At 60.8% G+C, this 24415-nt stretch carries 23 protein-coding genes; 13 read left to right on the top strand and 10 right to left on the bottom strand.

Annotation, left to right across the window (positions count from 1 at the left end; translation table 11 throughout):
* Positions 1-3: 3 nt before the first annotated feature.
* The 3 genes from M0H32_RS16750 to M0H32_RS16740 all read left to right on the top strand — a co-directional run bounded on the left by M0H32_RS16750 (position 4) and on the right by M0H32_RS16740 (position 4738).
* Positions 4-3393: an error-prone DNA polymerase gene (locus M0H32_RS16750; protein ID WP_248156058.1), complete on the top strand. Its 3390-nt coding sequence runs from the start codon at positions 4-6 to the stop codon at positions 3391-3393.
* A 210-nt stretch (positions 3394-3603) separates the two neighbouring features.
* Positions 3604-4362, top strand: a complete 759-nt coding sequence (locus M0H32_RS16745) for a DUF1963 domain-containing protein (RefSeq protein ID WP_248156056.1) — start codon at positions 3604-3606, stop codon at positions 4360-4362.
* Positions 4363-4480: 118 nt separating this feature from the next.
* Positions 4481-4738: a hypothetical protein gene (locus M0H32_RS16740; protein WP_248156054.1), complete on the top strand. Its 258-nt coding sequence runs from the start codon at positions 4481-4483 to the stop codon at positions 4736-4738.
* A gap of 181 nt (positions 4739-4919) precedes the next feature.
* Here the strand turns inward: M0H32_RS16740 and M0H32_RS16735 are convergent, their stop codons facing one another.
* The gene (locus M0H32_RS16735) at positions 4920-7505 is read right to left on the bottom strand and encodes a hypothetical protein (protein ID WP_248156052.1); all 2586 of its coding nucleotides are present in this window, start codon (positions 7503-7505) and stop codon (positions 4920-4922) included.
* Between the two features lie 340 nt (positions 7506-7845).
* Positions 7846-8349: a hypothetical protein gene (locus tag M0H32_RS16730; RefSeq protein ID WP_248156051.1), complete on the bottom strand. Its 504-nt coding sequence runs from the start codon at positions 8347-8349 to the stop codon at positions 7846-7848.
* A gap of 362 nt (positions 8350-8711) precedes the next feature.
* Here M0H32_RS16730 and M0H32_RS16725 point away from each other — a divergent pair, with 362 nt between their 5' ends.
* Positions 8712-9899 (top strand): D-alanyl-D-alanine carboxypeptidase/D-alanyl-D-alanine-endopeptidase, encoded by a 1188-nt coding sequence (locus M0H32_RS16725; RefSeq protein ID WP_248156049.1) that lies wholly within the window; start codon positions 8712-8714, stop codon positions 9897-9899.
* Between the two features lie 69 nt (positions 9900-9968).
* Here the strand turns inward: M0H32_RS16725 and M0H32_RS16720 are convergent, their stop codons facing one another.
* Together M0H32_RS16720 and M0H32_RS16715 are read right to left on the bottom strand one after the other, a co-directional pair.
* Positions 9969-10826 carry a hypothetical protein gene (locus M0H32_RS16720; protein WP_248156047.1) on the bottom strand — a complete coding sequence of 286 codons (858 nt, stop codon included), beginning with the start codon at positions 10824-10826 and terminating at the stop codon, positions 9969-9971.
* A gap of 162 nt (positions 10827-10988) precedes the next feature.
* Positions 10989-11441 (bottom strand): cupin domain-containing protein, encoded by a 453-nt coding sequence (locus M0H32_RS16715; RefSeq protein ID WP_248156045.1) that lies wholly within the window; start codon positions 11439-11441, stop codon positions 10989-10991.
* Between the two features lie 269 nt (positions 11442-11710).
* Here M0H32_RS16715 and M0H32_RS16710 point away from each other — a divergent pair, with 269 nt between their 5' ends.
* The 3 genes from M0H32_RS16710 (at position 11711) to M0H32_RS16700 (ending at position 14306) form a co-directional block, all read left to right on the top strand.
* On the top strand, positions 11711-12709 hold the full coding sequence (locus M0H32_RS16710; protein WP_248156043.1) for an aldo/keto reductase: 999 nt from the start codon (positions 11711-11713) through the stop codon (positions 12707-12709).
* 223 nt (positions 12710-12932) lie between these two features.
* Positions 12933-13460: a universal stress protein gene (locus M0H32_RS16705; protein ID WP_248156041.1), complete on the top strand. Its 528-nt coding sequence runs from the start codon at positions 12933-12935 to the stop codon at positions 13458-13460.
* Between the two features lie 126 nt (positions 13461-13586).
* Positions 13587-14306 (top strand): spermidine synthase, encoded by a 720-nt coding sequence (locus tag M0H32_RS16700; RefSeq protein WP_248156039.1) that lies wholly within the window; start codon positions 13587-13589, stop codon positions 14304-14306.
* On the opposite strand, the gene M0H32_RS16695 is transcribed toward M0H32_RS16700, so the two are convergent.
* On the bottom strand, positions 14285-15010 hold the full coding sequence (locus M0H32_RS16695; protein ID WP_248156037.1) for a helix-turn-helix transcriptional regulator: 726 nt from the start codon (positions 15008-15010) through the stop codon (positions 14285-14287). The two genes, M0H32_RS16700 and M0H32_RS16695, sit on opposite strands and share 22 nt — an antisense overlap.
* A gap of 183 nt (positions 15011-15193) precedes the next feature.
* Here M0H32_RS16695 and M0H32_RS16690 point away from each other — a divergent pair, with 183 nt between their 5' ends.
* Entirely contained in the window at positions 15194-15589 is a 396-nt protein-coding gene (locus M0H32_RS16690) for a VOC family protein (RefSeq protein WP_248156035.1), read from the top strand.
* A gap of 15 nt (positions 15590-15604) precedes the next feature.
* Here M0H32_RS16690 and M0H32_RS16685 read toward each other — a convergent pair whose 3' ends face one another.
* The 3 genes from M0H32_RS16685 to lysM all read right to left on the bottom strand — a co-directional run bounded on the left by M0H32_RS16685 (position 15605) and on the right by lysM (position 17551).
* Positions 15605-16279: a DUF2161 domain-containing phosphodiesterase gene (locus M0H32_RS16685; RefSeq protein WP_248156033.1), complete on the bottom strand. Its 675-nt coding sequence runs from the start codon at positions 16277-16279 to the stop codon at positions 15605-15607.
* 282 nt (positions 16280-16561) lie between these two features.
* On the bottom strand, positions 16562-17002 hold the full coding sequence (locus tag M0H32_RS16680; RefSeq protein ID WP_248156031.1) for a YHS domain-containing (seleno)protein: 441 nt from the start codon (positions 17000-17002) through the stop codon (positions 16562-16564).
* A 114-nt stretch (positions 17003-17116) separates the two neighbouring features.
* Positions 17117-17551 carry a peptidoglycan-binding protein LysM gene (gene lysM, locus M0H32_RS16675; RefSeq protein ID WP_248156029.1) on the bottom strand — a complete coding sequence of 145 codons (435 nt, stop codon included), beginning with the start codon at positions 17549-17551 and terminating at the stop codon, positions 17117-17119.
* 259 nt (positions 17552-17810) lie between these two features.
* Between lysM and M0H32_RS16670 the strand changes: the two genes are divergently transcribed.
* The 3 genes from M0H32_RS16670 (at position 17811) to M0H32_RS16660 (ending at position 19684) form a co-directional block, all read left to right on the top strand.
* On the top strand, positions 17811-18299 hold the full coding sequence (locus tag M0H32_RS16670) for a peptidase associated/transthyretin-like domain-containing protein (protein ID WP_248156027.1): 489 nt from the start codon (positions 17811-17813) through the stop codon (positions 18297-18299).
* An 8-nt stretch (positions 18300-18307) separates the two neighbouring features.
* On the top strand, positions 18308-18934 hold the full coding sequence (locus M0H32_RS16665) for a ferric reductase-like transmembrane domain-containing protein (protein WP_248156025.1): 627 nt from the start codon (positions 18308-18310) through the stop codon (positions 18932-18934).
* A 351-nt stretch (positions 18935-19285) separates the two neighbouring features.
* A complete protein-coding gene (locus tag M0H32_RS16660; protein ID WP_248156023.1) occupies positions 19286-19684 on the top strand; it encodes a hypothetical protein in 399 nt (132 codons plus the stop codon).
* Positions 19685-19829: 145 nt separating this feature from the next.
* Here the strand turns inward: M0H32_RS16660 and bdcA are convergent, their stop codons facing one another.
* Positions 19830-20543 carry an SDR family oxidoreductase gene (gene bdcA, locus M0H32_RS16655; protein ID WP_248156021.1) on the bottom strand — a complete coding sequence of 238 codons (714 nt, stop codon included), beginning with the start codon at positions 20541-20543 and terminating at the stop codon, positions 19830-19832.
* A gap of 90 nt (positions 20544-20633) precedes the next feature.
* Here bdcA and M0H32_RS16650 point away from each other — a divergent pair, with 90 nt between their 5' ends.
* Complete coding sequence (locus tag M0H32_RS16650; RefSeq protein WP_248156019.1) at positions 20634-21209, top strand: TetR/AcrR family transcriptional regulator; 576 nt, start codon at positions 20634-20636, stop codon at positions 21207-21209.
* Between the two features lie 6 nt (positions 21210-21215).
* On the opposite strand, the gene M0H32_RS16645 is transcribed toward M0H32_RS16650, so the two are convergent.
* Entirely contained in the window at positions 21216-22049 is an 834-nt protein-coding gene (locus M0H32_RS16645; protein WP_248156017.1) for a hypothetical protein, read from the bottom strand.
* Between the two features lie 450 nt (positions 22050-22499).
* On the opposite strand from M0H32_RS16645, the gene M0H32_RS16640 reads away from it, so the two are divergent.
* Complete coding sequence (locus M0H32_RS16640) at positions 22500-24398, top strand: PhoX family protein (protein ID WP_248156015.1); 1899 nt, start codon at positions 22500-22502, stop codon at positions 24396-24398.
* Positions 24399-24415: the final 17 nt, after the last annotated feature.

The following is a 24415-nucleotide window of genomic DNA, read 5'->3' as shown; positions in this document are numbered from 1 at the left end:
CCCATGAGCTCCCTGCCATCCTCCGACAGTTTTCGCCTGGAACCCGCCCGCTATGCGGAGCTGGCGGTGACCTCGAATTTCTCCTTCCTGCGGGGCGCGTCCCATCCGGAAGAGCTGGTGACGCGGGCCGCCGCGCTCGGGCTCGACGCGATCGCGATCACCGACCGCAATTCGCTGGCCGGCGTGGTCAGGGCCTATTCGGCGCTGAAGGAGATCAGGCGCGCGGCCACGGAAGAGGGTGTCCAGATCCGCTCCCATTCGCAGATCGATAGTTCTTCGCGCCAGCAGACCAGCACCAGCCCGCCGCTCGCCCTGCCGGAGACCTTGAAACTGCCGCGGCTGATCGTCGGCGCCCGTCTCGTCCTTGCGGACAGCCCCGTCGACTGGATCGCGCTGCCGACCGACCGCGCCGCCTATGAACGGCTCAGCCAGCTTCTGACCCTCGGCAAGCGCCGCGCGGAAAAGGGCGACTGCCAGCTCAGCTTCGACGATCTCCTGACGGCGGCGAAGGGCCTGATCCTGATCGCCCTGCCGCAGGGCGCCAGTGCCCAAAGTGGACTTTGTGAGACGGCTAAGGATCACATCCGCCGGCTGCGCCAGGAGATGCCCGGCCATGTTTTTTTGGGCGCCGCGCCGCGTTATGACGGCACCGACCAGGCCTGGTTCCGCACCTGCGCCCAGGCGGCGCACTCCCTGGCCGCACCCATGGTCGCCGTCGGCGATGTCATGATGCACCACGCCGGCCGCCGCCGGCTCGCCGATGTGCTGACCTGCCTGCGCGAGGGCTGCACCATCGACGCAATCGGCACACGGGCCCTTCCCAATGGCGAGCGCCGGCTGAAGGCGCCGGAGGACATGGCCCGGCTCTACCGCCATCATCCGGCCGCGTTCCGCCGCACGCTGGAAATTGCCACCCGCTGCAGCTTCGACCTCTCCGAGCTGTCTTACGAATATCCGGACGAGATCATGGGCGGCGTGCCGCCCCAGGAGCGGCTGGAGCAGCTGACCTATGAGGGCCTGGAAAACCGCTATCCGGCGGGCGTGCCGGAACACGCGCTGAAACTGGCGGCAAAGGAACTGACGCTGATCGCCAAGCTGAAATTCGCCGCCTATTTCCTGACCGTGCATGACATCATCGGCTTTGCCCGCAGCCGCAACATCCTGTGCCAGGGCCGTGGCTCGGCGGCCAACTCGATCATCTGCTACGCGCTCGGCATCACCGATGTCGGCCCGGAAACCATCACCATGGTGTCCGAGCGCTTCATCTCCGAGCATCGCGGCGAGCCGCCCGACATCGATGTCGATTTCGAGCATGAGCGGCGCGAGGAGGTGATCCAGTATGTCTATGAAAAATACGGCCGCCACCGCGCCGGGCTCTGCGCCACGGTGATCCATTTCCGCACCCGCGCCGCCATCCGCGAGGTCGGCAAGGTGATGGGCCTGAACGCCGATGTCACCGCCGCGCTTGCCGGCCAGATCTGGGGCAGCTCCAACAAGGGGCCGGAGGAAACGCGGGTCCGGGAACTCGGCCTCGACCTTTCCAATCCGCGCGTGCAGCAGACCATCGAGCTGATCCAGGAGATCATCGGTTTCCCGCGGCACCTCAGCCAGCATGTCGGCGGTTTCGTGATCACGCAAGGCCGCCTCGACGCGCTCTGCCCGATCGAGAACGCGGCCATGGAAAACCGCACCGTGATCGAATGGGACAAGGACGATATCGACGCGCTCGGCATCCTGAAAGTGGACCTGCTCAGCCTCGGCATGCTGACCTGTATCCGCAAGTGTTTCGGCCTGATCGACCAGCACCACGGCCAGGAACTGACCCTCGGCTCTGTGCCCCAGGCGGACACAAAGACCTATGACATGCTGTGCGTCGCCGATGCCGTCGGCGTCTTCCAGGTGGAAAGCCGGGCGCAGATGAACTTCCTGCCGCGCATGCGCCCGCGCGAGTTCTACGACCTTGTCATTGAGGTGGCGATCGTGCGCCCCGGCCCGATCCAGGGCGGCATGGTGCATCCCTATATCAACCGACGCCAGGGCAAGGAGAAGGTCACGTTCCCGTCGAAGGAACTGGAGGAGGTGCTCGGCAAGACGCTCGGCGTGCCGCTGTTCCAGGAACAGGCGATGCAGATCGCCGTCGTTGCCGCCGGCTTCACCCCGTCGGAGGCCGATAAACTCCGCCGCTCCATGGCGACCTTCCGGCGCATGGGCACGATCGGCCAGCTGAAAGAAAAATTCATCTCCGGCATGTTGGCGCGCGGCTACGAGCCGGAATTCGCCCAGAACTGTTTCGGCCAGATCGAGGGCTTCGGCGAATACGGCTTCCCGGAAAGCCATGCCGCCGCCTTTGCCATGCTCGCCTATGTCTCGGCCTATCTCAAATGCCATTACCCGGCCGAATTCGCCTGCGCGCTTCTGAACGCCCAGCCGATGGGCTTTTATGCCCCGGCGCAGATCGTGCGCGACGCGCGCGAGCACCAGGTCGAGGTCCGCCCGGTCTGCGTCAACACCAGCGAATGGGACAACATTCTGGAGCGGCGCAGCGACGGCGCGCTGGCGCTGCGGCTCGGCTTCCGCCAGATCAAGGGCCTGCGCGAGGAAGATGCCGCCTGGATCGTTGCCGCCCGCGGCAACGGCTATCCGGACACCGAAACGCTCTGGCTCCGCACGGGCGTGCCGCCGGCCACCCTGGAGCGGCTTGCCGAGGCCGACGCCTTTGCCGGCATGGGGCTGAGCCGCCGCGCCGCCCTCTGGCAGGTGAAGACCATCCGCTCACCCAAGCCGCTGCCGCTCTTCAACGACCCGATCGACGGCGAGGCGATCTTCGAGCCCGATGTCATGCTGCCGGCGATGCATCTGGGGCAAGAGGTGGTCGAGGATTACCTCGCCACCCGCCTGACCCTGCGCGCCCATCCGATGGAGCTGCTCCGCCCGCATATCCCGCATCTGACCCCGCATGACCGGCTGGCCGCGCTGACCCCGCGCGAGGCCCGCCGGGTCTCCGTCTGCGGCCTCGTCATCACCCGCCAGCGCCCGGGCACCGCCTCCGGCGTCATCTTCCTGACGCTGGAGGACGAGACCGGCGTTTCCAACGTGGTCGTCTGGCCGAAAATGTACGAAAAATTCCGCCCCGCCGTTCTCGGCGGAAGGCTTCTGAAGGTCACCGGCCGGCTGGAGCGCGAGGGCATGGTCGTGCACCTCATCGCCGACCACATCGAGGACCGCTCCCGCGACCTCTCCCTGCTCGGCCACCCCAGCGACAATGTGCTCGGCCAGATGAGCCCCAAGACCGACGACGTGCCGGTGCACCTGAAATCGGACGCGCAGAAGACACGGGCAATGCATCCGCGGGAGCAGGCAAAGCGGCTGTTTCCGAGCCGGGATTTTCACTAGAGGGGGAGGAGGCATTTGCTGCGCTTCGATTTAACGGCTGCAAAGCGGACAAAGCTGCCGAAGCCTGGTCGATTGGCCGTAGTCCGTCCAACGGTTTAGATAGCGTTTGAAGCTGATTAACCGCATTTTCAGCTTCAAAGACATGCAGCAGAATTTTTACCCGCCCTAGGTACCGTTCCGCAAAATCAAAAAATTCAAAGAGAGTGACTTATGAGCGAACTTGCAGAGTTATTGCACGGTGATCAATTGCGCAGCCAGAATAGAGACGGTGGAGGACCGAATCCCGATTTTGATAAGGATGATCTCGTGGCGGCATGGATAATCCTTTCAGGCATCCCGGAACGGCCAGAAAAAATGCCGTCAATAGTACTCGATCCATCGCAATTTGATGATGCGACGTCTTGGCTTGGTGGCCTCCCCGTTGCATCCAAGCAATTCATTTGGCCGCGTAGTAAGTATGGCAAAAGCCTGCATTTCATGGGTCAGATTGATCTCAAGTCACTTCATGCATGCTACGAAGGCGTCACACCATTGAAGTCACCAGCATCAGGAGCAATCGCGTTTTTCTTTGATCGCGACAGTTGGAGCGCCATATACATAGACGCCCAAGCAATTGTAATGGGAAGTTCGATTCAGCCACCAGAAGATTTGGGTTCATTGAGAGAACTCGGTTTTTTCCGTGATGATAAAATGTTTTCGAAGCTACCTGTTCGACTTCGCGCAGAGGCGGATTCCAGAAGCGGCGAGAATACTACTGTGACTGGCCACCGCCTATTTGGGCATGGGTGGGTACGATCTGACTTAGCATACGATCTGCGCGGGCGAGATCCAGTCCTCACCATAGAAGCGGACAAATCGCTCGGCACGGAGAGCGAACACGAGGCGGGGCTATCATTCTGGCAAGGTCGCCGCTCGTTCCAAGACAATAGCTTCAATGGTGGCTTTGTCTGCCAACACAATGTCTGCTGAGGGCTCAATTAGGTCCTTTGCTGCACGTTGAAAGAATATCAGCAAATGGCTGCAAGAACTCGATTCCTCCTCAGCCGAAACTGGCCTGCAATCTGATCGCCGTCGGCACTACACGGACATGCTCGGGAGCCGCCTCCTGAAGGTCACCGGCCGGCTGGAGCGCGAAGGCATGGTCGTGCATCTCATCGCCGACCACATCGAAGACCGCTCCCGCGACCTCTCCCTGCTCGGCCACCCCAGCGACAACGTGCTCGGCCAGATGGGCCCCAAGACCGACGACGTGCCGGTGCATCTGAAATCGGACGCGCAGAAGACACGGGCGATGCACCCGAGGGAACAGGCCAAGCGGCTGTTTCCGAGCCGGGATTTTCATTGAGGGGGGAATGGGCGGAGAATGGTCTTTTGCTGCGGATTGAACGAAGGGCCGAAAAGGGGGCTGCATCCTGACTGTCCCGTATAGCAGCTTACAGACGAGTACCGCCATCGCCCCCATTCCGGCTACCGGTAATAGTGCTGGCCATGGCTGTTTTGGCTGCGAGACTGCAACAAGCATTCGATCATGTGCCCGGCGAATGGACAGGGCCATCTTTATCGGCTGTGGCCTCCGTAGGTTCGGGGCCCGACACTGCCCCAAGGACTTTACCCCACTGTCCGTGAACTCGCAGAAATCCTTTGTTTTTGCGCGTGTTTCGTTTTTTCCTAAACGTATCCCGAGCCTCCCAAAAACTCGGCATTTCCAGATGAATAGAGATCGTTGCTTCGGCTATCGATCTGAGAGATCTTGTATGTTGAAAGTCAGCGAACATGGCGTGTCTTCCGCCGACAGACTTCCACGTATCTGATAGAAATCCCCAAGTCCGAAGTAACTCGTGCCCTGTCAGCAGTAAAACTTGGTTACGTGGTCCGGCGTTGGGTGCAAGTTTCCGTGTCCAACGCACAAGGCGTCGCAGCAACACCTTTTCGCCTTCGGTGAATTCGCTCCTCAACACCGATACCACAAGATAGCAGTCGGGGAATTGAAGGGCGAGTTCCTTAAGTCTGGAGATGTCCCTCGGTTTGACGGTGTCGAGCTCGCTGAACGACTTGGCTTCCCCGAAGATGACTTCTGGATCATTTTCCTCGTCAAAGCTCTCGGCCTGGCGTAGCGCGACATAGTCAGCCTCGATACTCTTACCCTCCTTGAGGAGCCGAACGGCGGTGATGAAGTTGAGAGATCCGTGGTGGCCATTGAGTTCATCGATCGCGCGGAGCGCGAGGACCGCCCCATAAGCGCCTTTGGCGTAGTCCTGCACCGAGAACGGCCCCGATACACGGTATGCCCACTTTCGAGCGCGGTTGTCGGTGTTTTGCGGGAAGGAGTATTCCTTCAGGCAACGGCTGCAAGACAGGACATAACCCAGCTTGTCCACTGGAGCCCAGTTCTCATGAAGACAATTGGTGCAGCGGGTCTCAAGCCCCAGCACAATAACATTCCTATTGGTGAAATGCTCTATGTCGCCCCGCCCGTAGTCCCGTTTCTTTCTCCTATTGATAAGATCTGACCACTGTTTGACTGTTCGCGAACGCGGGGGAAATTCCTCCTGCATTTCCTCGGTCTTGTTGCTTCGTCTCCGAATAGCGCCCGCCATGTCGTTCATTGTCCGCAGGATCTCTTCGTCCGCGATGAGGTGGGCTCCCCAGAGACCGCCGAGCTGATCAAGCACATGTTTGGCGATATGACCCGGCTCCGACAACGAGACTGAGTAGCCCGCTCTGGTGAGTATTCCTGTAATAGCCTTCTCTTGCGTTTCGAACTGAAGGGACGATGAGGAACGAATGTATTCCTGACCCATACTCCATCCGTCGGTACCTATCAGCACCTCTTCCATACCGAAGGAGAGCCGCGGGTAAGTGCGATCGAAGGTATTGTAGGGGTAGATCGTCGCCACGTTGGTTCGGCCGTAGTTAGCGACCTTCAGGCTATTTATCCAACGAACGCGGCCGGCCCCATATCGGGCTGCAAAGCTGGGCCACAAAGGCTCAAATGATGCGCTCAGACGGTCGCCAGACTGGTCCACCTGCAAGCTTATTCGTTTTTCTTCGACGAACAGTCGAAGGCGCTTGGGTGCGTTCATCATTCCTTCGCCCGGCGCGTCCCAGATCCGGTCTCGCCAATGTTTGATCGTCAGCGACGCGTTATGACCGCGCGCCGGCGGCAGACCTGGCTGAATGGATTGGATTGTCTCTCGCCTCGCCTGCTCAGAAATGCCCCGCGCGAATTCAAGGGTTGCTGAAAGCATGTAACCGGAGGAATTTCCCTCTAACTGCCGGAACTCTGCTTTACAAATCGCCTGAATATCGTTGGTGAGTTCCGCGACCCAGCCGATTGGAAGAGGTAATACGGGGGCAGGCTCGCTCCTCAGGTTCCACAGATCGATGATGTCCGTGGTCTTAGAAGGGTCAAAAGCGAATAACTTGAGGTTATGTCGCCAGCTACGCTCAGGTTCGATTGTGTGCGAAGAGGGGTCGAACGGTTTGGTGGTGCCCTGCAGGTAAACTTGGCGCCATGTCTGCGGGCTCCAAGGCATAGGATCAGGCCGGTACACTTCGTTGTAGTTAGAAGCGAAATAACGGCTATCCTCTTCCGTGGGAAATACGCCGAACATGGCCTCGGCGGCTCCGGTTCGGGGAGGTCTATCGACCACCATAGCTGATCTCGGTTCGCGTTGGATGAAGCGCTCTTCGCGATCATAGATTACGCCGAGCGCGTCGGTGATGGGTAACCCAAACTTCAACTCAGCCCAAGACCTGTTTTGTTGGGGCGATAGCAGTTCATCAAGTGTAACTGAGAGATCGCTAGTCATCCCTCGCAGGCCTTCAAGTCCAAGCGTTTCCAACAGGCCTGGTTTGGCTTCAACAAAAGCGTCTGGTTCAAAGAAGCGAATGTAGCCTCGTGCGATGTCGATGCCAGTTTTATCGCCTTGGAATTCTGCAGCCCAAGCCTTGGGCGGCTTGCGGAACACGGGAATGATGGGGTTGTAACGGCCGCCCCACATGCATGTGCAAATACGCATGAAACGGATGATCGAGGCACGGTCAGATGGACTGACCAGAAGGGCAATGCGAGCCGGGCGGAGCCTAATGTTCGCAGTGAGTTGTGTCATGCGGGAATTCCTGACTCCAATAGGGTTAAGCAAAGATTTCCCGGTATTCTGGCATCGATCAAGGGTCGAGTTCTTTTTGTTTCAAAAAGCTGGTGGAAATTCTTGTCTGCCGTGCTTTGTATGAATGTCCGCTCTGGGCCGTAAGAAGACTGGCGGATTCCGGGGTCGTGGTCCCGCTAAAGCAAACAATCATGCTGGAACGGATCGGGCCGCTCCCCGCCCGAAGGCGACATTCGTGCGGAGTGCAGGCAGCGAAATTTAAATCAGATCGCTAATTGGACAGCAGTCGACGCAGTGGTTCAAACTGTCCCGGTTGGAACGGGCTTGTATTGGGAGTGCTTCAAAAAATCATCGATAACAATGCAAGTAGTAGACCGGCAAAGCCTAAAAGAACTGACCAAAATGCTAGCCATGCAGGAACCTTTACAGCTGGCTCTTTGGTGTTGAGATACCAATATAATTGCCCCCACCAACCGACCAGATCGATAGTCAGTTGGATCTTCCTATCATTTGAAAGGTCTGTTTTTGATATTCCTAGTCGGCTTCTAAGGTCGTAGCCGAGCTTCGCGATGCCAATATTGTTTTCCCCGTCCAGTCCAAGGATGGGTACAAGAATTTGCTTGTCGGCGTGGCTTATTCGTACGATGTCATATCGTGATGCGAACGGTCGATGGGACCAGTGCATCCGAGCAACTTCCCGCCCGAAATCTGCTTTGAGAGCCTTCTCAACTTTGAAATCAGCGACATGAGGATTCCCTTTGATTGAGTTGCGAAGTTCCTGCACTTCTTTCTCAACCCTACGGCTAATGAAGGTCATTAACTGCTTCAGTAACCATTTTCTCACGTTTAGATCCTTGCTCTATTCCTGTTCTTGAGGAAATCTAGTACTTGCACTTTCAAATTTTACTCTTAGGCAAGCTACACGCTATTCGCGTGATTTGGAAGTACGCTTCGGACGACCGCGAAGTCCGCATTGCCAGCATCTGATGGCCAGTCGTCTTCGCAGATGCAACGAATGGCGGCTTCGGCGGATTGCACCGCAGCAGAATTTCAGCGGGTGAGTGACCGGTTAGGGCCCACATCCACCAATCCGCATCCCCCTCAACCGAAGTTCCAGTTGATTTGTCCCCTCTGACCGGCTCACATGGTGTCCCCGGCAACACCCAAGGTCACCGGCCGCACAACCAGCGGCTGACTGGAGCCACCATGCGCCTGCTTGCTCTCACCCTCGCCCTGTTTCTTGTTTGCGGGCCGGCTCTGGCCGGTATGGAAGACAAGGTCGCGGCCGCGGCGCCGTCGGGGGTCGTGCTCGTGCTGGATGAGAAGGGCAACGAGCTGGTGGCGCAAAACGCCGAGCGGTCCTTCGTCCCGGCGTCCGTCGCCAAGCTCGTCACCGCCTGGTTGGCGCTGGAGGTTCTGGGGGGCGATTACCGGTTCAAGACAAGCTTTTACCTGGACAGGAACAGGGTGCTCCATGTGCGCGGCGGCGGCGATCCCTTCCTGGTCTCCGAGGAGCTCGCGCTGCTCGCGCCCGAGCTTGTCGCCGCGACCGGCAAGGAGCCGTTCGCGGGCCTCGTTCTGGACGCAAGCTATTACCCTGAAGATCTTCGGATCCCGGGCATCGAAGACACCGGCGAGGCCTATGACGCCCTGAACGCGGCGCTTGCGGTCAATTTCAACACGATCCATGCCGTCAGAAAGGGAAACACCGTCCGCTCCGCGGAAAAGCAGACCCCGATCACGCCCCTGGCGGTGAGCCAGTTCCGCAAGCGTGGCCCCAACGGTCGCGGCCGCATCAGCCTCGCCCAGGAAGACCCTTCTGTCGGCGTGCGCTATGCCGGCGAGCTTCTCGCCGCCTTTATCGAGCGGGCCGGAGGGAGTGTCGATGGCGACATCTCGACCGGATCCGTGCCAGCAGACCTGGAGCCTGTCCATGTGCACCGCCAGTCCCGCCCGCTGTCGGAAATCCTGACCCAGTTGATGATCGGGTCGAACAACTATATCGCCAACCAGATCTTTCTGGAGATCGGCGCCCACCGTCTCGGCGGGCCGGTCAGTCTTGAAAAGTCGCAGCAGGTCGCAAAGGAGGTCCTGGCCGCACACGGCATCACCGAGGGCATCGACCTCAAGGAAGGCTCGGGGATCAGCCCCGACAACCGGTTCTCTCCCTATGGCCTCGCCAGGGTGCTGCAGCAGTTTGCGCCGCACGCGGAGCTGCTGCCGAAAACCAAGGCCGGATCCCGTTACAAGACGGGCACGATCCCGGGTGTGAAGGCCCTGGCGGGATACGTCAAAACCTCCAAAAACGGCCTGGTGCCCTTCGTGATCTCGCTGAAAGGCAACACGGGAAAGACCCGGTTCCGCCTGCTCCGGACGCTTGAGCTCGGTCTTTGACAGGAGGCCGGAGGCCAGTGCGGCCGGCTATGGGCGATGTCCTTAAAAGTGACTCCAGCCAACGCTAAGTCAATTCAATCCGTTCCAATACCCTGACGCGGAACCGCTTCCGGACATGGAGAAGAAGACGCCGTTGTCGCGCTCAGTGCTATTCGGCTTCTGCCGGACCCTGTTCCTCAGAGCCTCTGCGGTAATGGAGACCCCGACCTCAAGGTTCGAATGGTGTTCGCCAAGGCTTGGATCAATCAGGCCATGCTGGTAACGGTCGACAAGCGCTTCAGGGAGATCAACCAGCCAGAAGGTTTCATCGGACTGGCAGGCTAGAAGGATCGTATAGGGCGCAATCCCGTGTTCCTTGATCATCGCCTCGATCAGAACCATGCCGCCCTCTGGTGACAGACCCACCTCCTTGCGAATGGCCTCGGAGGCAGCCGTGAATCTGTAGGCGGGCGGCGCCCTGCGCGGCAGCCGGAAGAACAAAGGTGGCTTTTCAAGCAGGCTGGGGCAGAGCGCCCCGATTTTTTCGATGAAGACTTTTCCGACGCCGAAATCATCGCCATGAAAGGCAATCATCTGTTCAACGGATTTATAGGCAATGTGTTCGTGCCCAGCGAATTCGGCGGAATTCACATCACCGATCCAGACGTCGTTCTGGTAATCGACATCCAGGAGCTTGAATTCACATCCGGTGATCCCGATGCTGAAATTCCACCGGTGCTCAAACAGACGATCTACGTCTCCCGGATTGCGCATCAGGATCTTGATCCCGATGACACCGAATGGCGCTTCGCGAGAGATCATCTTTTCAACGGCGCCGTCCTGAATATCAAAGACCGTGGAGGTGTTCCACAAGCCGATAAGATGCGCCTGGAACTCTGCGCCAATCGTATCGATCAGTCTTTCAACACGGCCCTTGCTTGGGGACACATCAGTCTCCGGTCTCTTTTGGGTCACTCAGTCTTCCAAACGAATATATGTCATCCGGGCTTTGTCAGGTACTCCCTGCCATTGAAAAGTGCGCAGCTGAAGAAGTTTGGAGGGGCCGGCCCATAACACCTTCGTTCGATCCAAATGTGGATCAGGTGACCTTCACAGATACACCACCCCGAATTGCTGCTCGATTTTTTCGGGATCGAACGCGCCACTTTTATTCTGCCGCGAGGTTTCTGCCATGAAGTCCTCTGCCCACTTGCCGGGAAGGATGTAGCTGATCAATTTGGCGGGGACCGAACCTGTATTTTTCATGTAGTGAGACACGCCTTTAGGGCAGAAGACCGTGTCACCTGCGCTGATTTCGACGAACTGATCGCCAATTTTGGCTTCAAGCGTCCCTTCAATGACATGGAACGTTTGATCTTCCCACTTGTGGTAATGGTCCGGCACGAACCCGCCCGGCGCAATCACACCGTTGGTGATGACATACGAACCACCAGTTGCCTCTTGGCCGACGACAATTCCGGTGTACTCCCCGTCGGCCATCCAGAATTTCTGACTGTTTTCCCAGGGACAGATAATGGCAGTCTTGCTTGTGGGCTGTTTCATGTCGTGATCTCTCCAGAGTCGTGTGGACAGCAGATAAGTCCTTTGTGCTGTGGCTGCAATGCAGCTCGCGGAGCCACAAAAGATACCTTCGCAATCCGTCCGCGATGGCCTTGTCATGAACGTCGCGATGAACGCTTTGATGGCTTGGCTGGTTTTCGCGGGTCAGGAGGAGTGCCCATCTTCGAAGCCACCACCTCCGCCCTTTCAGCGCTCACAACAATCGCTTAAGAAGGACCCCTTGAGCTTTTGTGAGGGCGTAGAGGGGACAGATGGAAAAACGCAGATTGGGGGCCAACGGGCCGGAGGTCGGCGCGATCGGCTATGGCGCCATGTCCTTTTCCGACATGTACGGGCCGACCAACGAGACCGAAAGCCACGCCGTTCTGAATGCCTGCCGGGACCTCGGCGTCACGCATCTGGATACGGCCAATGTCTATGGCATGGGCAAGTCGGAAACCGCCCTCGGCACCTATCTGAAAGCCAATCCGGGTGCGCGGGACGAGTTCGTCATCGCGACCAAGGCCTCGATCACCAAAGATGCGGACGGCAACCGCTGTTTTGACAATTCGGCGGAGCACCTTGAAGCCGAACTGGACAAGTCGCTTCAGCGGCTCGGCCTCGACTACGTGGATCTCTTCTATGCCCATCGCCGCGACCCGCGTTTTACCTCGGAAGAAACGGCGGCCAATCTCGGCCGGCTGGTAGACAAGGGCAAGGCCCGCGCCATCGGCCTGTCGGAAATCGCGCCGTCGACCCTGCGCCGCGCCATGAAGGTCTTCCCCATCGCCGCCGTGCAATCGGAATATTCGCTTTCGACGCGCGCGCCCGATCTCGGACTGGTGCAGGCCTGCGCCGAACTCGGTGTCGCGATGGTGGCCTTCTCACCCGTCGGCCGCTCGCTCTTGACAGACCACCCGATCCCGCGTGAACGGATTGCCGATCTGCCGTTCCTTTCCACAAACCCGCGCTTCATGGAGCCGAACCTGACGGAGAACCTGCGCATCCTGGCAGGTTTCCGCGCACTCGCGGCGGAGATGGGCACGAGCGCGGCCGGGCTGGCGAATGCCTGGCTCTTGAGCCGCGGGCCGCATGTGATCCCGATCCCGGGCACGCGCTCGGTGGATCACCTGCGCGAATGTGTTTCAGGCGCGGCCCTCACCCTCACGGAAGAAGATCTGGAGCGGATCGAGGCTGCGCTGCCCGTCGGCTGGGCCCATGGCGACCGCTATTCGGAGGCGCAAGGAATCGGACCGGAACGCTATTGCTGACGGAAAGCCGGGCAATGGCCGTGTGGCCGCGCCCCGTCCGCTTCTCCCAACCCGCCCCGGATTGAGCAAGGTCAACGTGCGGCACGCGTAAATGCGTTAAGCCGGATGCCGTGAGACCACCGCTACAGGCGGAAGGGAGCCGCCGGTGCCGGAGCACATAAGGCGGGCAACGGAGGCTCCTTCAGAAAGGCCTGAAAACAGGTGGCCAAAGAGGGAGGTTCAGATGATCAAACATGTACTCGTTGCAACAGACGGTTCCGACACATCGATCAAGGCAGTCGATACGGCGGCCGGGATCGCCGTGAAATTCGGCGCGAGGTTGACGGTTCTGCACGTGATGCTGCATGGCAGCCGTGCCGAGGAAGCCAGCAGGATGGCCAAAGCCGAACATCTCGTGCGCCATGCTTCGGCCAGCGCAATGCCGGATCTGGAAAACGTGCCGGGGTCTATGACGGACCTGTTCCGGGCGTCCCGGAACAACGAGGAGATGGCACGGGTCCTCTCCGCGATCGGCGACCGCATCGTCGAGGATGCAGCAGACAGGGCCCGCAAGGCCGGGGTCGGCGAGGTCAGCACCCTGGTCGAGGCCGGTGACTATGCCGAGACCATCCTGAATGCCGCGAAAACGACCGGGGTGGACATGATCGTGCTGGGCAGCCGGGGCCTCGGTAGCCTGGAAGGCATGTTGCTTGGCAGCGTGTCAGACAAGGTCGCCCGACACGCGGCCTGCAGTGTCCTGACGGTACGCTGAACCGTCAGCCAGCCGAATGTGAATTAGCCCGCGCACGGGACCTTGAACGAGGGCCCGGCGAAGGTTTTCCAAGCTTGCCTGAAGTCTTCTCTTCCCAAGACAGGTCTTTGCCGTCACGTTGCGCCAATGAGCAAATTGTTTGAAGAACTGGACTACGCCCCGACGCCGATCGGTGCGATTTCCCTGCGCCGGCGCCATATCCTGGCGCTTCAGACCGACGTGTATGAAATCCTGCTTGGCGAAGAACATCTGATGTCGAGCCTGTTCACCGCGTCGGAAATCGCGCTGGCGGACAAGGGGCTTGCGGCGCTGACCGGCAACGGGCTGGACGTGCTGGTCGGTGGTCTTGGTCTCGGCTACACCGCGAAGGCGGTGCTGGCGCATGAGACGGTGGCCGCACTGGATGTCGTCGATCTTCTGGAACCGGTGATCCGCTGGCACAGGGAAGGGCTGGTGCCGATGAAGACGGACCTTTCCGACGATCCGCGCTGCCGGCTGATCCAGGGCGATTTCTTTGCCCTGGCGGCCTCGGAAGACGGCTTCGATGCCGGGCAGCCCGGCCGCCAGTATGACGCAATCCTGATCGACATCGACCACACGCCCGAACGCCTGCTCCATGGCGGCTCGAAAGGGTTTTACACTCAGGAAGGCCTCACCGCCGTGCAGCGGTTCCTGAAACCCGGCGGCGTTGTCGGCCTGTGGTCGGATGAGGCCCCGGACGAGGCCATCACCGCGCTTTTGGCCGCTGCCTTTGCCGAGGCCTGGGCCGAGCCGGTGGTGTTTGCAAATCCGCTGCAGGACGGGCGCGAGGTCACCCAGGCGGTCTATCTCGGCCAGAAGAGCTGATCGGCGGCTTCAAACTGTTTCCGCTCGGCGTCCATTGCCGCCCGCCAGCGTTTCTTCAGAGCTGCCGGGTTGTCCGGATAGCGGCTCTCCAGCGCCCTGGCAAAGGTCATGCGGTCCGTGCGGAAATAACGGAAGCCTTCGCGCAGCTCGCACCAGGCCGCCAGGATCCGGCCTTCGTCGCGATAGCCCAGAAGGATCGGCCAGACGGTGCGCTCGCTTTCCCGACCGTTCTGATCGCGATAGCCGAGAACCACCTTCCTGCCGTCCAGAATGGCCTGGCGCAGCAGCCCCGCATCAACCAGGTCCTCTGATGCAGAGGTCACGGGTCGCACGCTCATGGCCGTGCCCCCGATATGACGGCGCAGCGGCTCCGGCGTGATCGCCTCGATCTTGGCCAGGAGGTTCTCCGCCGCCCGGGCGAGCTCCGGCTCGGCGCGGGTCGACACCCAGAGTGCACCCAGAACGGCGGCGTCGATCTCCTCGGCGGTCAGCATCAAGGGCGGCATGTCGAAGCCGTCCTCCAGAATATAGCCGATCCCGGCCTCGCCGCGGATCGGCACGCGCTGGGCCATCAACGTGGCGATGTCGCGATAGACCGAGCGTTTCGACACTTCCAGCTCGTCCGCGATCGCCTGCGCCGAGACCGGCCGGCGCACCCGCCTCAGGATCTGGATGATTTCAAACAGCCGGTCCGCGCGCCGCATATGTCCCCGTTCCGTGTTGATGCTGCCAACACGCTGTCAGCAGGGCGTCTTTATAGGACCGCAGGCCCCCTTTTGGGAAGCAGACCTGACACCACGGGACGAGCCATGACACGCCACCTGACCACCTTCTTTGCTTTTCTTCTTCTGACAACCCCAACCGCGCTCAACGCGCAGGAGACAGCTATGAACCAGACCGAACCCGCTGCCGTCGAACGCCTGGGCCTCTATGTTCTTTCAACGGATCTGGACCGGTCCGAAACCTTCTACACCCGCCTGTTCGGTGCCGCGCCCAAGGTGCGCACGGAGGCGTTCATGGGGTTCGATGTGGCCGGTGGCCTGTTTGCGGTCGTTTCCAAACAGGCTTTTGCGCCGGACGCGAAACTGGGCGCAAGCACCATCCCCTATCTCAAGGTGGCGGACCTCGACGCCGCCCACCGGCATGTGCAGGCGGTCGCCCCCGATGCCATCCAGGCTCCCGGTGTCATCACCGAAGGGCCGATCAGTCTCCTCAAGGTCGCCGATCCGGACGGCAATATTGTCGAGTATTTTGCACTGAGCGTGCCGATTGAGGGGCTGTGACGCCAGGGCCTTGCCCTAAGCCGTCTTTTTCGTGGCCCCCTCAAGCGACCTCCGGCCCTTCGGGGTCAGGCCGTAGACACCGCGCTCGACCCGCTCGAACCAGCCGTAATGATCGTCGGCCATCATGCGGGTGGCGTTGGAAACGCCTGTCGCCTTGGCGACCTCGGCGCCGCGGCAGGGGCCGCTCTCCGCAAGATGTTCCGCGCAGCGAATGGCGTCCTGGCGGTAGGCGGTCACCAGGGTGACCCGGGTCGAGCCGCCGGTATTCGGATCGCCGACCCGGCGGGCGAACTCCCGGAGCAGCCGCTCCTTGCGCGGTTTCGACTTGCGCGGTTCATAGGGGCCGGGATCGGCATGGACCTCGACGAAACCGTCCGATAGCCGCACGGTGATCAGGCCGATGCCGAGCCGGCGGGCAAGCTTCAGATTGTTTTTCAGCGACGACAGGAAGCGTTTCCCCGGACCGCGCGCGACGGCCACATAAACCGCGTCGGTCACCGCCTGGCGCTCGATGGCCTGATGAAACAGGCTCAGAGTGAACCCGGTCTTCAGTTCGACGATCACCGGATCTTCCGCGTCCCGGCAGGCGACGAGATCGGCGGCGCCGACCTCGGCCTTCACCTCATAGCCCTGGCCTTCCAGGTAAGCCTTGACGGGTTGATAGAGCTCGGTTTCCAGAATGCGCGCCATGCGGCGAGTTTAGGCGGGGGGCAAAAGCCGGGCAATCGGTGAGCGGCAGGTGCGGTCAATGATCCACGATTTCGAGACAGTTGCCGGAGCCTCCAGCAGGCCTCACCACCCACTCCGCGTCATCCAGAGGAGGGCCGAAGGCCCGTCTCGAAGGACGGGCTGCGCACTCCGGTGCAAGTTGCGGATCCTTCGAGACAGCGATGGCGCGGCTCCTCAGGATGACGTCAGAATGTGTGGAAATGCTTTTGGACCGCGCGGCTCCCGGCAAGGAGGCAATCCCCGCTAATTCAGCCCCGGCCAGGCCTTGTCCGCCTTGGAGACATAGCCAGGAATATCCCGGCTCCAGGTGCGCTGCACGGAGCGGGAGAAGTTGAGGTAGAGCTTGCCGGAAACAACCTTGTAGGCCAGCGGGTCGACGCCGACCTTGTAGCCGCGTGAGACGCCATAGGCGCAATAGCCGTCATATTGCGGCGCGTAGCGGGCCGGACTGGAAGTGAAGGCGTCCCGGTTGTCTTCCGACGCAAACCGGTAGGTCAGGCCATTGTGGGTCGCGGTGAACGCGGGCTTGCCTTTCAAAGGCGTGTTGCCGGTGAAATAGGACACCGGATCGTAGCCGGTCAGCGCCAGCGGATCTTTTGCAAAAGCGGGCAGCGCAACGCCAGCGGCCGCCGTAGTGCCGGCGGCAACGAGCGCATGCCCAAGAATTTTTCTGCGATTGATCATGATGCGTCCAGGTTGCCAGATTTCAAGAAACCTGCCGCCCAGGCCGATGACATGCAATCGACAAAACCGTGAGGCCGGCCGCGGGCCTTGAAGCAAGGCCGCGGCCGTCCCGTATCAGAGCGCCGGGATGCGCAGCACCTGGCCCGGATAGATCTTGTCCGGATCGGACAGCATCGGCTTGTTGGCCTCGAAGATCGCCTGATATTTGGAGCCGTTGCCATAGGCCTTCTCGGCGACCTTCCAGAGCGTGTCGCCCTTTTCCACCGTGTGGAAGCTGGCTTCCGGCTCGGCGGCGGCAACCGTGATCTCTTCTTCAACCTTGGCGACGCCCAAAACGTTGCCTGCGGCCAGGATCAGTTTCTCGCGTGCTTCCTGCGTCGGCGCGGCGCCGGCGATCTTGACCGTGTCACCGCTGACTTCGACCTTCACGTCGCCTTCCAGGCCGAGATCGGCAACTTCCTTTTCGATCGCTTCGGCGCTTGCCTCCGGCGCCTCGTCATCGCCAAACAGCGACTTGCCCGCATCTTTCACAAAATCAAAGAAACCCATATCCACTATCCTTCCAGAACCTGTCGGGCGCGCCCGCCGGGCCCGTTAAGGGCCGTTGGTGTCACGCGGCGGTAACCTATGGCAAAAGTTACGGTGGGGCGAAAGCCGAATTCCCGGAAATATTCACGCAACCGTGAGCGCGAAGTGCCGCGTTGAGCGCCAGCGTGCCTCGGAAAAGCCAGCAAACGCACTATACTTTCCAGCCGAGTGTTGCCGGCACCTCGTGTGTTGCCGGCCCGTTTCGACAGGAGAGATCTTGATGACCCGCTGCTTCATCTCCCGCCGTGCCCTTCTGGCCGCCGGTGCCGTTGGTCTGGTTGTCTCCCGCGCCGGGATGAGTGTCCCGGCCGAGGCCAAGGGCCTGGCGCCGACCCGCTCGATGCGCGGCGGCTCCAACAACTACCGGCCCGGCGCGCCGGTCGTCGACCGGATCGGCGGCGGCGGCTTCTGGATGTCGGGCACCGTGCGCCGGGCAGGCGACGGCGCGCCGCTGGCCGGTCAGCGCATCCAGATCTGGGCCCACACCACGGAAGGCCATGAGCGCGACCAGCGCAGCCACGGCGCGACGCTGACGGACGCCAATGGCGTGTTCCGCCTGGAAATGCCGCAGATCGTGCCGGCCTTCGGCCAGCCGCACGGGCATCTTGCCTATGACAGCGGCGACTTCGAGACCGTCTTCCTGCGTCCGGTGATGAACAGCTCAAGCGACACCAGCCTGGAGGCGCATTTCGTGCTGCAGCCGGCCTGACCCGGACCATGCCTGGGCCGATGCGACGTCCGCCGGAAAGGGCGCTCCGGCCGCTCCTGATCTGGATGGCCGTGGTCCTGCTTATCCTGCTGCCCCTGGCGCTGGCGGCATTCAGCCCGCTGCTGCAATGGCGCCAGCCGGTCTATATCGCCGCCGGCTTTGCCGGCATCATCGCGATGTCTCTGCTACTGCTCCAGCCTCTGCTGGCCGGCGGTCTTCTGCCGGGTCTTGACGGACCTCGTGGCCGCAGGCTGCACCGCTGGACGGGAGCCTGTCTGGTCACGGCGCTGTTTCTCCATGTCGCCGGGCTTTTTGTCACCAGCCCGCCGGACGTCATCGACGCGCTTTTGTTCCGCTCGCCGACGCCCTTTTCCGCCTGGGGCGTGATCGCGATGGCGGCGGTTCTCGCCACCACGCTCCTGGCCGTCCTTCGCCGCCGTCTCCGTGTTTCTCCCCGCACCTGGCGCCGGGCGCATGTGGTCCTGGCGCTGGTCATTGTCATCGGCAGCGCAGTCCACGCGCTCTTGATCGAGGGCACGATGGAGTGGGTGACGAAGGTGGGGCTGTGCCTGGCCGTTGTCGGGGCAACGGCGAAAGTGGCGGTGGGACTCAGGCTCTGGCGCAGGCAGGTGTGAGCCGAAACCCAGGCAGGCGGACGGATTGCCGACAAGACTTCCAAACATCCGACAGGAACTGGCAGGGCTTTCAAGGGCCGTAGTGCATCCAGGCCTGGCAGGATCTACATCAGTTTTTTCGCAAGAAACCGCCCGCTAGAAGTGCTCTGGCTTAAAGTTAACTTTAAATATCTATCCATCAGGATAGCTAGTTTAAATAGAACTTCAAGTATGATTAAAGTATCCCCTCAACGTATTTAAGGAGAAATTGCAATGAATATTGCGAAATAAATCGCCTTTGCTGCGACTTTGACGGTAATTCTGACTAATTCTGCGTTTTCCGCCTCGCAGACTGTCGAAGCAACGCTCACCATGGATAAAATGAACAATTCCACGGCGATTGCGCTGCGGACATCGGACATCGGCGCGGGCTACCATCATTGCAGTCCGGACATCAGTTACGGATGCACGGTGGACGATGATCAGCGGTCCATCCCGAAGAATATCGGCAACATCCTGTGCCTGCCGTCCTCGACGTTTTTCACTGTCACCGACAGCTGCATGAGCTTGCTCAACTCGGGGTCCAGCCAGGACTGCCAGAAAAACTCGGCCAAGGGCTTTTGCAGCAACGGGGTTGCGCCAACCTGCAACTACCGCACCTCCGCCGACGCCGACACCAAGGCGCAATGGAATTGGGTGGTGAACTATACCGGCACAGATGCAGTCAGCGTCGACTGCAACGAAAACGGCTATCAGGGTTACACGGAATAACGGGTCGCCAGGGCGTCCTTTTCATGCGGACAGGCACAGGTGTGCCCGCCCGCATTTCTTTAGGCCGTCTCAGGTCAGCGGTCTTCCTTGCCGAGAAATCCGGTGCGGGAACACACACTGCCGTGCGGCTCCCGCGCGTCTTGCGTCAGGCGCCGAAAGCGCCGTCGATCGTATGCATGGCGCCGGTCACGAAACCGGCCTCCGGTCCGGACAGCCAGGCCACCATTCCGGCGACTTCCTCCGGCCGCCCATGCCGCTTGATGGCCAGGAAGCTGTGCATCATGTCTTTCATCGGCCCGTCCGCGGGGTTCAGGTCGGTGTCGATCGGCCCCGGCTGGACGATGTTGACAGTGATGCCGCGCGGACCGAGGTCCCTTGCCAGGCCGCGAGCGAGGCCCTGCAAGGCGGACTTGCTGAGGGCGTAGGACGCCAGGCCCGCCATGGGCATCCGGTCGCCGTTGACCGATCCGATCACGATGATGCGGCCGCCATCCGGCATCTGCCGGGCCGCCTCGACCGCGGCGTGATAGGGCGCATGCACGTTGATGCGGAACAGGCGGTCGATCTCGTCCGGGTCCTGCTCCAGCGGGTCGCCGACCAGGGCAATGCCGGCATTCACCACCAGCACGTCCAGGGGGCCCCTGTCCCGTACCACCTTGATCAGCGCCTCCCGGTCCGCGCTGTCCGCGACAACGGCCGTGCTGCCCGTTTCGGAGGCCACCTGTTTCGCGGCGTCCGCGGAACCGGCATAGGTGAAGGTGACGTTTGCCCCGTCGGACGCGAAGCGCCGCACGATCGCCGCGCCAATGCCGCGGCTGCCACCCAGGACCAGAACGGATTTATCTTTGAACTCGGACATCAGGCTTTCCTTGCTGATTATTGTAATGATCACTAAATAATAACGGGGAGACGGCATTCAAGGATTTTTGTAGTGATCACTAAAAATAAAATGCGACCGCGCGGACGGCCGCGCCGGTTCGACCCCGACCAGGCGGTTGAAACGGCGCAGCAGCTCTTTCATGCAAAGGGGTATGACGCGGTCAGTGTGTCGGATCTCACGGAGGCGTTCGGCATCAAACCGCCCAGTTTCTACGCCGCCTTCGGCAGCAAGGCGAAGCTCTATGAGCGTGTTCTGGAGCGGTTCACCCGGACCGAGGCCATTCCGATGCCGGATCTGCTGCGCCAGGATCGTCCGGTGGCGGAGGGCCTGAAGGCGGTGATCGAGGACGCGGCGCACCGTTTCGCCGCGGATCCGGACGCGTCCGGCTGCATGGTGCTGGAAGGGATCCGCTGTATCGACAGCGAGGCGCGGTCAGCCGCGCGGAGCTATCATGCCAACTCGGACGACATGCTCTACCGGTTTATCGCCGAACGGCACCCCGATCAGGCAAGGCATCTTGCCGATTACATGAGCACCACCCTAGCGGGCCTGTCGTCCATGGCGCGCAATGGCCAGAGCCTTGACCGTCTCCTGGCCTCCGCGCGTCTGGCAGGCCTGGCGATCGAGCAGGAGTTGTCGGGCTGACACCTCTCAATAGAAGAACCCCTCCCGCCGCCAAATGGTGAAATGGCCGCGCACCGGCGGGTGCGGGGTGCCGCCGAGGATGGTGAACTCGCGGCCGCCCTTGATGCCCTTGCCGTTTGTCTGTTTCAGCGTGACATATTCGTTGCATTGCGGGCCGCCGCTGGAGCTCTGGCACATGTCGATGCGCACGCTGTTATCGTCGATCTTGTCCCAGACCCAGTCGACAATGGCCACATGGCCGTTCCAGACCATGAAATCGAGCGGCCTGACCTCGTTGATGTCGTCGATATTGATCTTGGCGACATGGTCCGGATAACGCTTGGGCGAGACGCCGTAATACTTGTCCCATTCGCCGCAATAGATCAGGAAATTGGCAATGAAGCCGATGCAGTCCATGCCGAAGAAACGGTCCTGGACCATCGCCTGCAGGGCGGCCTGGTCGGACATCTTGTCGAAATAGATCTGCTTGATCTTGCCCTTCTGGTGAACATCCTTGGAGCCGTCCTTGTTGGCCCGGCCGCAGACCTCGACCTTGTATTTGTCGAGCAGATCCTTGTTCTTCAGCATGAAGTTCCAAATCTGGACAAAGGTCTTGTCATTGCCCTGGCCTTTCAGCGCCAGGTCGATGGCGCGGCCGCCGACGCGCTGGTTCAGCGTCAGGCCGTCCTTGTCCTTGATCCAGCGGAAATTCTTGAAAAAACTGGTCGCGCTGTCATTGCCGCCATTGCCGCGGTCCTTGCACAGATACTGGTTCAATTTGACCGGGCCGGCGCTGGTGCCGAGACCCGGACTGGTCAGATGATCGACATAGTTGAACGGCAGGAAAAAAGACTCGGCCACATTGATCTCCTTGAATAGGCCCCTTAACCGCCCCTGAGGTTCCGTAGCGGCATAAAATACCATTGCCACGCGCCGGAAGGGCCGGGGTTTTGGTATCAGTTGCCGGTGATTGCGTTTCAATTGTATCGGCGCGGCGGGGTGCAGAGGGTCCCGGTTTGCGCCTGTGCCCGCACCATGCGGCAAACACGGTGAACGTGTCTGTCGCCGGGATCACACTTTTGTTATTGGCCGAACGGCTGGATGCACGTCTGCGCGAAGGTCGTGCCGGACCTGCCGCGACAGCAGCGATGTGGCGTTTAATAAGCCAACTAATTATTTCTCCTGCGCCAATTGCTGGCCGACCGGCATTCGCTTACTGTTCCATTACCGGCTTCGATACGAAGAAACGCAACCTTTGATAGAGTTGAAGTGTTTCCGGGTTGAGGCGGGCGACACAAGGGAGGACGCGACGTGAAAAAGACGGAAACAAGGGAATGGTCGTTTGACGAATTCGACGAGCATATCAACCCGCCGCCGGAGGTGACGGAGTTCGACAAGGTTGTCGACGAAGCGTTGTCGCGGCGGGGATTCCTCGGCGGCGTGATGGCGTTTGGTGCGGGGTCGTTCGTGCTCGGCACGGGCATGTTCGCGCCCGGAGAGGCGGCCGCTCAAGGGTCGCGCCTCGGTTTCCAGCAGGTGGCAGCAAACACCTTGGACCAGGTGACGGTGCCGGAAGGCTATTCCAGCCAGGTGGTGGTGCGCTGGGGAGATCCGATGTTTGCCGGCGTGCCCGAATTCGACCATGCCACCCGGGGAACCGGCGAGAGCCAGGCCGGTGCCTATGGCGACAACATTGACGGCATGGCCCTGTTCGAGCTGGGCGACGCAACGGTGCTGGTCAACAACAACGAATACACCAACCGGAATATCATCTGGGGCAACCGGCCAGACGGCGCGGCGGAGACCGATGACGACGTGCTCAAGGGCATGCTTGCCCATGGCGTCTCGGTCGTCGAAATCGTCAAGGGCGACAACGGTTGGGAGATGGTCAAGGACGGCAAGTACAATCGCCGGATCACGCCCGAAACGGAGATGGAGATCACGGGTCCCGCCGCCGGCCACCCGCTGATGCAGACGGAATCCGATCCCGCGGGAACCCTGAGCAAGGGCACCTGGAACAATTGCGGCAACGGCCAAACGCCCTGGGGCACATACTTGGCCTGCGAGGAAAATTTCAACGGTTACTATTCCTCGTCCGATCCGGACATCGAGCGGACCGACGCCCAGAAACGCTATGGCATCAATGTCGAGGACTGGGGGTATGGCTGGGCCAGGATCGACGACCGGTTCGACATTGCCAAGCATCCCAACGAAGCCAACCGCAACGGCTGGGTGGTCGAGATCGACCCATCGGATCCTGAATCGACACCGAAGAAAAGAACCGCGCTCGGGCGCTTCAAGCACGAAAACGCCGAAGTCGTGGTCAATGGCGACGGCCGGATCGTCGTCTATATGGGCGATGATGAACGGGGCGAGTTCCTGTACCGGTTCGTCTCCGACGGCGTCTATGCGGAAGGCGCCGACAATTCCGACCTTCTGGCCGACGGCACGCTTTATGCGGCCAGGTTCCATCCGGACGGCACCGGTCAGTGGCTGGCCCTGACACCGGAAACCACCGGCATGGCATCCGCCGCCGAAGTGGCCATCCATGCCCGCATGGCGGGATCTGCGGTGGGCGCCACCACGATGGACCGGCCGGAATGGGTCGCCGCCAATCCGAAGAAGGCGGAGGTCTATTGTGCCCTGACCAACAACAAGAACCGGGCAATCAAGACAAACGCAGGCGGCGATGCCACCCCGGCCATGGGGCCAAACCCGCGCGCGGAAAACAACTATGGCCAGATTGTCCGCTGGTGGCCTTCGGGCGGCAACCACACCAGCGACAGCTTCACCTGGGACCTGTTCGCGCTGGCCGGAAACCCGACGGTTCACGAGGATGCCTATGGCGGGTCGGTGAACATCAACGACGGCAACATGTTCAACTCGCCAGACGGCCTGTTCTTCGACACCAAGGGACTGCTCTGGATTCAGACCGACGGCAACTACTCGAACGCGGAAGATTTCGCCGGTCAGGGCAACAACCAGATGCTGGTCGGCGATCCGGCGACGGGTGAGATCAAGCGTTTCCTGGTTGGTCCCAAAGAGTGCGAGGTGACGGGCGCCGCCATGTCCTCAGACGGCAAGACGCTCTTTGTCGGCATCCAGCACCCGGGTGAGGACGGCGACAGCCATTGGCCGGAAGGCGGCGACAGCGTTCCCCGCTCGGCGGTCATAGCGATCACGCGTGACGACGGACTGCCACTCGGCTGAGGGGCACGACACCGGCG

This window comes from Roseibium sediminicola (assembly GCF_023156505.1).
Classification (GTDB): domain Bacteria; phylum Pseudomonadota; class Alphaproteobacteria; order Rhizobiales; family Stappiaceae; genus Roseibium; species Roseibium sediminicola.
The sequence above is the reverse complement of the archived record's forward strand: the minus strand, read 5'-3'. Positions and strand labels throughout refer to the sequence as shown.

Coding starts and splice junctions, on each gene's coding strand:
- M0H32_RS16750 (WP_248156058.1), top strand. CDS start 4: ATGAGCTCCCTGCCATCCTCCGACAGTTTTCGCCTGGAACCCGCCCGC.
- M0H32_RS16745 (WP_248156056.1), top strand. CDS start 3,604: ATGAGCGAACTTGCAGAGTTATTGCACGGTGATCAATTGCGCAGCCAG.
- M0H32_RS16740 (WP_248156054.1), top strand. CDS start 4,481: ATGCTCGGGAGCCGCCTCCTGAAGGTCACCGGCCGGCTGGAGCGCGAA.
- M0H32_RS16735 (WP_248156052.1), bottom strand. CDS start 7,505: ATGACACAACTCACTGCGAACATTAGGCTCCGCCCGGCTCGCATTGCC.
- M0H32_RS16725 (WP_248156049.1), top strand. CDS start 8,712: ATGCGCCTGCTTGCTCTCACCCTCGCCCTGTTTCTTGTTTGCGGGCCG.
- M0H32_RS16715 (WP_248156045.1), bottom strand. CDS start 11,441: ATGAAACAGCCCACAAGCAAGACTGCCATTATCTGTCCCTGGGAAAAC.
- M0H32_RS16710 (WP_248156043.1), top strand. CDS start 11,711: ATGGAAAAACGCAGATTGGGGGCCAACGGGCCGGAGGTCGGCGCGATC.
- M0H32_RS16705 (WP_248156041.1), top strand. CDS start 12,933: ATGATCAAACATGTACTCGTTGCAACAGACGGTTCCGACACATCGATC.
- M0H32_RS16700 (WP_248156039.1), top strand. CDS start 13,587: ATGAGCAAATTGTTTGAAGAACTGGACTACGCCCCGACGCCGATCGGT.
- M0H32_RS16695 (WP_248156037.1), bottom strand. CDS start 15,010: ATGCGGCGCGCGGACCGGCTGTTTGAAATCATCCAGATCCTGAGGCGG.
- M0H32_RS16690 (WP_248156035.1), top strand. CDS start 15,194: ATGAACCAGACCGAACCCGCTGCCGTCGAACGCCTGGGCCTCTATGTT.
- M0H32_RS16685 (WP_248156033.1), bottom strand. CDS start 16,279: ATGGCGCGCATTCTGGAAACCGAGCTCTATCAACCCGTCAAGGCTTAC.
- M0H32_RS16680 (WP_248156031.1), bottom strand. CDS start 17,002: ATGATCAATCGCAGAAAAATTCTTGGGCATGCGCTCGTTGCCGCCGGC.
- lysM (WP_248156029.1), bottom strand. CDS start 17,551: ATGGGTTTCTTTGATTTTGTGAAAGATGCGGGCAAGTCGCTGTTTGGC.
- M0H32_RS16670 (WP_248156027.1), top strand. CDS start 17,811: ATGACCCGCTGCTTCATCTCCCGCCGTGCCCTTCTGGCCGCCGGTGCC.
- M0H32_RS16665 (WP_248156025.1), top strand. CDS start 18,308: ATGCCTGGGCCGATGCGACGTCCGCCGGAAAGGGCGCTCCGGCCGCTC.
- M0H32_RS16660 (WP_248156023.1), top strand. CDS start 19,286: ATGGATAAAATGAACAATTCCACGGCGATTGCGCTGCGGACATCGGAC.
- bdcA (WP_248156021.1), bottom strand. CDS start 20,543: ATGTCCGAGTTCAAAGATAAATCCGTTCTGGTCCTGGGTGGCAGCCGC.
- M0H32_RS16650 (WP_248156019.1), top strand. CDS start 20,634: ATGCGACCGCGCGGACGGCCGCGCCGGTTCGACCCCGACCAGGCGGTT.